Annotated in this window: 8 protein-coding genes; 6 read left to right on the plus strand and 2 right to left on the minus strand. The window is 59.1% G+C overall.

Translation table 11 applies throughout. The features are described 5' to 3' along the window. The first annotated feature begins 2 nt into the window (after positions 1-2). Positions 3-221: a hypothetical protein gene (locus DW850_RS04250; RefSeq protein WP_117786328.1), complete on the plus strand. Its 219-nt coding sequence runs from the start codon at positions 3-5 to the stop codon at positions 219-221. A 91-nt stretch (positions 222-312) separates the two neighbouring features. Here DW850_RS04250 and DW850_RS04255 read toward each other — a convergent pair whose 3' ends face one another. Together DW850_RS04255 and DW850_RS04260 are read right to left on the minus strand one after the other, a co-directional pair. Continuing rightward, positions 313-1,236 carry a ketopantoate reductase family protein gene (locus DW850_RS04255; RefSeq protein WP_117786329.1) on the minus strand — a complete coding sequence of 308 codons (924 nt, stop codon included), beginning with the start codon at positions 1,234-1,236 and terminating at the stop codon, positions 313-315. A 116-nt stretch (positions 1,237-1,352) separates the two neighbouring features. Next, positions 1,353-1,547: a hypothetical protein gene (locus DW850_RS04260; protein WP_117786330.1), complete on the minus strand. Its 195-nt coding sequence runs from the start codon at positions 1,545-1,547 to the stop codon at positions 1,353-1,355. A gap of 162 nt (positions 1,548-1,709) precedes the next feature. On the opposite strand from DW850_RS04260, the gene DW850_RS04265 reads away from it, so the two are divergent. The 5 genes from DW850_RS04265 to DW850_RS04285 all read left to right on the plus strand — a co-directional run bounded on the left by DW850_RS04265 (position 1,710) and on the right by DW850_RS04285 (position 7,113). Beyond that, complete coding sequence (locus DW850_RS04265; protein WP_117786331.1) at positions 1,710-2,900, plus strand: aldo/keto reductase; 1,191 nt, start codon at positions 1,710-1,712, stop codon at positions 2,898-2,900. A gap of 95 nt (positions 2,901-2,995) precedes the next feature. Next, entirely contained in the window at positions 2,996-3,862 is an 867-nt protein-coding gene (locus DW850_RS04270) for a deoxyribonuclease IV (protein WP_117786332.1), read from the plus strand. A gap of 147 nt (positions 3,863-4,009) precedes the next feature. Further along, positions 4,010-4,870, plus strand: a complete 861-nt coding sequence (locus DW850_RS04275; protein WP_117786333.1) for an ABC transporter substrate-binding protein — start codon at positions 4,010-4,012, stop codon at positions 4,868-4,870. Positions 4,871-4,986: 116 nt separating this feature from the next. Continuing rightward, positions 4,987-6,348 (plus strand): ABC transporter permease subunit, encoded by a 1,362-nt coding sequence (locus DW850_RS04280; RefSeq protein ID WP_233540611.1) that lies wholly within the window; start codon positions 4,987-4,989, stop codon positions 6,346-6,348. A gap of 12 nt (positions 6,349-6,360) precedes the next feature. After that, entirely contained in the window at positions 6,361-7,113 is a 753-nt protein-coding gene (locus DW850_RS04285; protein ID WP_117786334.1) for an amino acid ABC transporter ATP-binding protein, read from the plus strand. The last annotated feature ends 70 nt before the right edge of the window (positions 7,114-7,183 follow it).

Below are 7,183 nucleotides of genomic sequence, written 5' to 3' on the forward strand. Positions count from 1 at the left end.
TCATGAACGCTCGAGATATCGCTATTGCCGTCGTTGCCCTTTTGATCGGATGTCTTGGTCCGACGGCGGCGCTCGTTGCCGGCTCGCAGTCCGCCACGGGCGCCGCTCCTGTGATTGTGGGCACCTTGATTGCAGCGGCGCTGCTGGGAAGCGCCGGCGTGCTGCTTTGCCGCGATGACGAGGACGAGGTTCCGGAATCGCAAAATAAGCCTCAGTTTTAGCCTCGAGCTAAATGCAACAGGCCTTCGCGAATGACGGAGTCCTCGCGAAGGCCTGTCTGCTTGTATTGCGCGCGTCGCGATGCGGCCGAGGCTACCAGCTGCTTTCTATTTCGCGAATCCTCTGGTAGAGCCAATCGTTTTGCGGCACTTGGATGTCGTGTTTGGCGGCAAGGCGGCAAATGGTGCCCGCGAACTCATCAACCTCGGTTTTGCGCCTTGCGACGCGGTCTTGAGCCATCGAGGGCATACCGGCGGGGTCGATTCCTTCGATGAGGTGCACCATCTGCGTCAGGTCTGCCTCGGTCAGCTCAATGCCCTCGGCATTGGCGACCGCAAGTGTCTCTCGCATGGCAGAGACAAAGCAGCGACGCTGCTCGGAGCCCGGCTCCGTGGCGCTTCCGTAGGTCCCGCCGTACGCCATACAGGTCTGGTTGATGCCGTCGTTGAGCATGAGTTTGGCCCACATGCGGTGCGCAATGTCGCTCTCGACGGTATGGGCGATGCCGCAGCGTGTGCAGAGCTTGTCGATGGCGGTGACGGTTGCGGGCTCGGTGCCTGCTGCCGCGCCAAAGCGAATCTCTCCCGTATTGGTAAAGGTGAGTGCGCCGTCGAGGAACACGGCATCCATACCCTGGCAAATACCAAGAACGGTATGCTTCCAGCCAAAGCGCTCGGCAATCTTTTGCTCGCTCGTAATGCCGTTGCACAGCGAGGCGATGAGCGTGTTGGGTCCCACGACGCGCTCCATAGTCTTGAGTGCTTGGTTGAGTCCCGTCGTCTTGACCGTGAGAATGACCAGATCGGCGGGCGTTGCCTCACTGACGCGCACGGACTTGAGTGCGCAGGGCTCGCCGTTGACCGTAAGGGCGTCGCCTGCGTGACGCTCGAAACGGGCGTCGTCCATAATGTATTCGACGGCATCGTTGCCGAGCGTCTTGGCAATCATGCTGCCATAGAGTAGGCCGACGCCACCCTTGCCGATAAAGACAACCTTGTTGATCTGCACGTGAATCATCTCCTCACAAAAAGGCGCCCGCGTGCGGGGCGCCTGGTGGATTGTATGCCGCTGGAGCATGTTGTGTGCGCCGGATAGCCGTATTTAGAAGAACAAACGCATGGGAACACGGGAACTTATGACGCGGGGCAGACCGCAAAGACGCGTGCGGGGTATCCGACGCCATCACGCACCTTGGGGAAAGTGCAGAAGATGACAGCACCCGTGGCGGGAAGCTCGTCCAGATGGTCCATGACCTCGATCTGGTAACGGTCGACCGAAAGGATGTATTGCTCGCTCGGGTAGGGGTAGGCGTCCTCGCGCGTGGTCACGCTCGCCTCTTTTCATTGGGCTTTTTGCTGATGTTAATGCGGTGCCGTGACAGCTCGATTTCTGCTGCGTTACGATACGTTCTCGATTGCGATTCCACGATGTTTCGGCCGCGTGACCATTGTGTTTCGCCTTGCCGAGCGCTGATGGCGAAGGGAGGGTCCGTGCAATACCGCGTTGACTCCAAAAGTGGTAACCGAATATCTGCTCTGGGCCTGGGCTGTATGAGGTTTCCCGGTGCGCCGGGCCATCCGGATGCGAAGACAGCCGATGCCATCATCTCCCGTGCGGTGGAGCAGGGGATTAATTATCTGGATACCGCGTACCTCTATCCCGGTAATGAGGTGTGCGTGGGCGCCTCACTTGAGCGCTTGGGGCTGCGCGACCGGGTGTTGCTGGCGACTAAGTTGCCGCACGCCTCGTGTGTATGCACGGGGGATTTCGACCGTTTCTTTGATGAGCAGCTGCGTCGGCTGCGGACCGACCATATCGACTATTACCTTATGCACAACATCACCTCGCCCGCTCAGTGGGAACGTGTGGTGGCGCTGGGCATCGAGGACTGGATCGCGCGTCAAAAGGCGGCGGGGCGCATTCGCCAGATTGGTTTTTCGTATTACGGCAGCGCGGCGGATTTTCTGACGATGCTTGACGCGTACGATTGGGATTTTTGCCAGAACCAGTACAACTATGCCGGCGAGCGCTACCAAGCGGGAACGGCAGGGCTCATGGCGGCTGCGGAGCGCGGGCTCGCGGTGTTTGTGATGGAGCCGCTGCTGGGCGGTCGTCTAGCGGGCAAGTTACCGCCGCGGGCCCGCGCCGTGCTCGATGGCGCCCGTGACCCGCATTTGCGCACTCCTGCCGCCTGGGGGCTTTCGTGGGTGTGGAACCATCCTCAGGTGACGATGCTGCTTTCGGGTATGACCGATACCGCGCAAGTGGATGAGAACGCGGCGCTGGCTGACCGAGCCCTGCCGGATTCGATGACAGCTACTCAGCTCGATGCCATCGCGCACGTGCTGACGGAGTTTGAAAAATCGAATCGCGTGCCCTGCACGGGATGTGGCTATTGCATGCCGTGCCCTAAAGGCATCAATATCCCTGGGTGTTTTGCCGCCTACAACGCAAGCTATGCGCACAGCTGGTTTACGGGTCTATCGCAGTACTTTACGGCGAGCGCGGTGCGCACAAGCGAGCCCAAGTTGGTGAGCAATTGCGTCAAATGCGGCAAATGCGCGCGGCATTGTCCGCAGCACATCGATATCCCCGGGCGCTTGGACGCCGTACGCCGCCGTTTTCAGCCCGGCCCCGTGACGGCGGCGCTTAAGGCCTTCGGCAAAACGCGCTCCTCATGACCCTTTTATAACGTGCGGTGGAATACGGTCTGTTTGCGCCAAAATAAGGCACCAATAGACCGTATTTCACCGCAACTGATGAGGGGGAGCTGGGGATGCTGACGATCGGGTGTCACCTATCCACGACGAAGGGCTATCGGGCGATGGGGGAGACGGCGCTGTCCATTGGCGCCAATACCTTTGCATTCTTTACGCGCAACCCGCGCGGCGGCAAGGCGAAAGACCTTGACATGGATGACGTGGCAGCCCTGCGCGAGCTTATGGAGCAAAACGATTTTGGTCCGCTCGTGGCTCATGCTCCGTATACCTATAACCCCTGCTCGGCCAAAGAGCGGGCGCGCGAGTTTGCCCTGGAGGCCATGGCAGAGGACCTGCAGCGCCTGGAAGCGCTGCCCGGCAACTACTACAACTTCCACCCCGGTGCGCATGTGGGGCAGGGCTCCGACGCTGGCATTCAGATGATCGTCGAAACTCTGTGCAAGGTGATGTTTGAGGGCCAGCAGACGACGGTGCTGCTCGAGACCATGGCCGGCAAGGGCACCGAGGTGGGCCGCAGCTTTGAGGAGCTGGCTCTCATCATCCAGGGCGTTGCCGACAAGCACCCCGAGCTGTCGGCCAAGCTGGGCGTTTGCTTGGACACCTGCCATGTGCATGATGCCGGCTATGACATCGTCCGCGATCTTGACGGCGTGCTTGACGAGTTCGATCGTGTGGTGGGTATCGAGCGCTTGCGCGCCGTGCATATCAATGACTCCAAGAACCCCTGCGGCGCTCATAAGGATCGTCACGAGTGCATCGGCAAAGGCTACCTGGGTAGTGAAGAATTTGGCGGAGGTATGCGAGTTATGCAGAATATTGTATCGAATGGCCGCTTGCGCGCATTGCCATTCATTTTGGAGACACCGAACGAACTTGCAGGTTATGCGACTGAAATCAAACTGTTAAGGTCGTTGCAGCAGTAATGCCTGCCATAAAGTGGAGTGCTCCATTCACGTTATGGGTTTGTTTCAATCAGTTTTCTGATTGCAGATTCTTCCAAGCGGGTGCATAATAACCCACAGTTTTTGCAGACCTCTGAATCACGTGGGGTCATTGGAAGGAGACTGATTATGAAGCTGAAGAAGCTTGGCGCATTTGCCGCCACGGGTGCTATGGCGCTCGCCCTCGCTCTGACGGGCTGCGGCTCGTCCAACGCCACCTCTGGTTCTGATGCCGGTTCCAGCAGCTCTGACGATGCTAAGGTCGAGAAGGTCGACGGCTCCAAGGAGTACGCGCTCGTCAAGGACAGTACGCTGACCGTCGGTACCTCTGCCGAGTACGCTCCGTTTGAGTACAAGGATGACAACGGCGATTATCAAGGCTTTGACCTTGAACTCATCAAGGCTATCGGCGATAAGCTGGGCCTGGATGTCGAGTATGTCAACAATGACTTTGACACGCTGGTTCCGGGCGTCGCTTCGGGCGCCAAGTATGACGTCTCCATCGCGGCTATCACCGACACGCCCGAGCGTGAGAAGGAAGTCACTTTCTCTGATTCCTACTACATGGACGATCAGGCTATCGTGACCAAGGTCGATAACACCGACATCACGGCCGACAACTACAGCGAGAAGCTCAACAACGCCGACGCTACCATCATCGTCCAGTCTGGCTCGACCGCCGAGGCCTTTGCCCAGGAGAACTTCCCCAAGGCCAAGATCGTCCCCTACAAGGACGCCACCGAGTGCTTCAGCGCCCTGCAATCCGATAAAGGCGACGCCGTAGTCACCAACCGCTCCGTTGCCAGCCAGCTGACCGCCGAGCAGTTCAACACCTGCCAGACCATCAAGCAGATCAGCACCGGCGAGGAGTACGCCATCGCCATCAACCAGGGCAACACCAAGCTCAAGGACGACATCAATCAGGCCATCAAGGACCTGACCGATGACGGTACCGTCGACGCCCTCATGGCTAAGTACAGCATCAAGTAAATTAATGCTTGATTGCGTGCGGGCCCTTTCCGTTTTGCGGAGAGGGCCTTTGCGCTTCTCTCGACGGACCGCGCTTCCGTCTTGTTTTGCCGGCAACTTCTACGATAGGAGCCACCTTGTCTCGATTGAACAAAGGGGCCACGGAGCAGCGTTTTTCACTGCCCGCTTTGCTCCAAAAGCTAGCCTGCGTCATGGCCGTGGCGCTCGCGCTGGTGTGCGCGGGGGCATATGCGCCCACGACCGCCCAGGCGCTTGAGACCGCAAAGATTACCGCCCGACCCAACACCGGTTCGGGCAGCGCTGTGGTCGGCGGCACCGAGACGCGCATTACCTGGGAAGTTCAGGCCGATGCCGACGAGGAGCTGAGCGGTCTTTCGCTGACGTTTGTCGACGGCACGACGTTTGGTACCGATGACACGCGATTGACGATGCTCTCGGGCGAGGACCTCATGGACCGTACGCCCATGAAGCCCACGTGCAAGGCCGATGGCCAGACGCTCAAGATCGACTTTGGCGAGACGGCGCCTGCCGGCGGCTTTTTCCGTGTTGAGGTTTACGGCGTGACCTTCCCCGTCGAGGGCGGCGATGAGGCCTTCAGCGGCACCTATACGCTCGCCGACGGCTCAACCAAGAAGATCTCCAAGATGCCCTCGGTGGAGATTAAGGGCGTGACGGCATTCGATAACTTCCTGGCCGACCTTAAGGAGCAGCCGTGGGTCGAGGCGTGGAACTCAAATATGTTCCTCCGCTTGTTCCTGAACCCGGTCATTTTGGTCCAGAGCCTGCCGATCGTCTTCAAGGGCTTCCTTATGTCGCTCTCGATCGTGCTCGTGGCATTTCCGTTGGCCATTCCCTTTGGCTTCGCCCTGTCGCTCATGCGCATCTCCAAGTCGCGCATCCTGCGTTGCCTTGCCGGCATCTATGTGAATATCATCCGTGGTACGCCGGCGTTCCTGCAGATCTATATCGCGTTCTTTGGCCTGCCGCTTGCCGGCGTCAAGGTGGACGACTATGTCTTGGGCGTTATCGTTATGGCCATGAACTCGTCTGCGTACCTGTGCGAGATCTTCCGCGCCGGTATTCAGTCGATCCCCAAGGGTCAAAACGAGGCTGCTCGATCGCTGGGCATGAATGCCTTCCAGACACTGCTCTACGTTATGATTCCGCAGACGTTCCGCAATGTCCTTCCTACGCTGACCAGCGAGTTTATCCTGCTTTACAAGGATACGTCGCTGCTCGCTGCCGTGGGCGTGGTCGAGATCGTCATGAACGCCCGTACCATCGTGGCCACGACGGGCTCCATCACGCCGTATGTGGTTGCCGCCCTGTTCTATCTGATCATTACCCTGCCGCTTGCGCGCTTGGTGAGCGGTCTTGAGGCGAGGCTGCTGGGTACGGCCGAAACCAAAAAGAAGCGTCCCACCAAGAGCGCCGGACAGGTTGTCGCGACGCCCGCCGACCATATCGCTGGTCTGTAAGGAGGTTCTATTATGAGCGAAACCAATAACTCGAACGAGGTCGTCGTCAGCATCAAGAATCTCCAGAAGGCCTTTGGCGATAACGTGGTCCTGCGCGACATCGATCTTGATGTGCACAAGGGCGAGGTCGTCGTGGTCCTGGGCCCCTCGGGCTCGGGCAAGTCGACGATGCTGCGCTGTATCAATCGTCTAGAGCAACCTACGAGCGGCTCGATTGTCGTTGAGGGCGTGGACGTGTGCGCCAAGGGCGTCGACCTTAACAAGGTGCGTACGCATCTGGGTATGGTGTTCCAGCAGTTCAATCTGTTCCCGCACCTGTCGGTCAAAAAGAACGTCATGCTTGCGCAGCAAAAGGTGCTCAAGCGCAGCAAGGAAGAGGCCGAGAAGATTGCCGTTGAGGAGCTGACCAAGGTTGGTCTTGCCGAGCGCATCGACTTTATGCCGAGCCAGCTTTCGGGCGGCCAGCAGCAGCGCGTGGCCATCGCCCGCGCCCTGTCGATGAACCCGCACGTCATGCTCTTTGACGAGGCGACGTCGGCACTCGACCCCGAGCTTGTCCGCGACGTATTGGGCGTTATGCGCGACCTGGCCCGCGACGGCATGACCATGATCGTCGTGACGCACGAGATGGGCTTTGCCCGCGATGTTGCCGATCGCGTCGTCTTTATGGACGGCGGCGTTATCGTGGAAGAGGGCACGCCGAGTGAGGTCTTCGACCATCCCAAGAGCGAGCGTACCAAGGCGTTTTTGGGCAATATCTCGTAGCGGCGCGTCGAAGTTGTCGATATCACAAACGGGGACCGGATATGAACTGCACCCCAAAACTTGGACGGCT

It is taken from the genome of Collinsella sp. AM36-4AA, assembly GCF_003467795.1.
GTDB lineage: Bacteria > Actinomycetota > Coriobacteriia > Coriobacteriales > Coriobacteriaceae > Collinsella.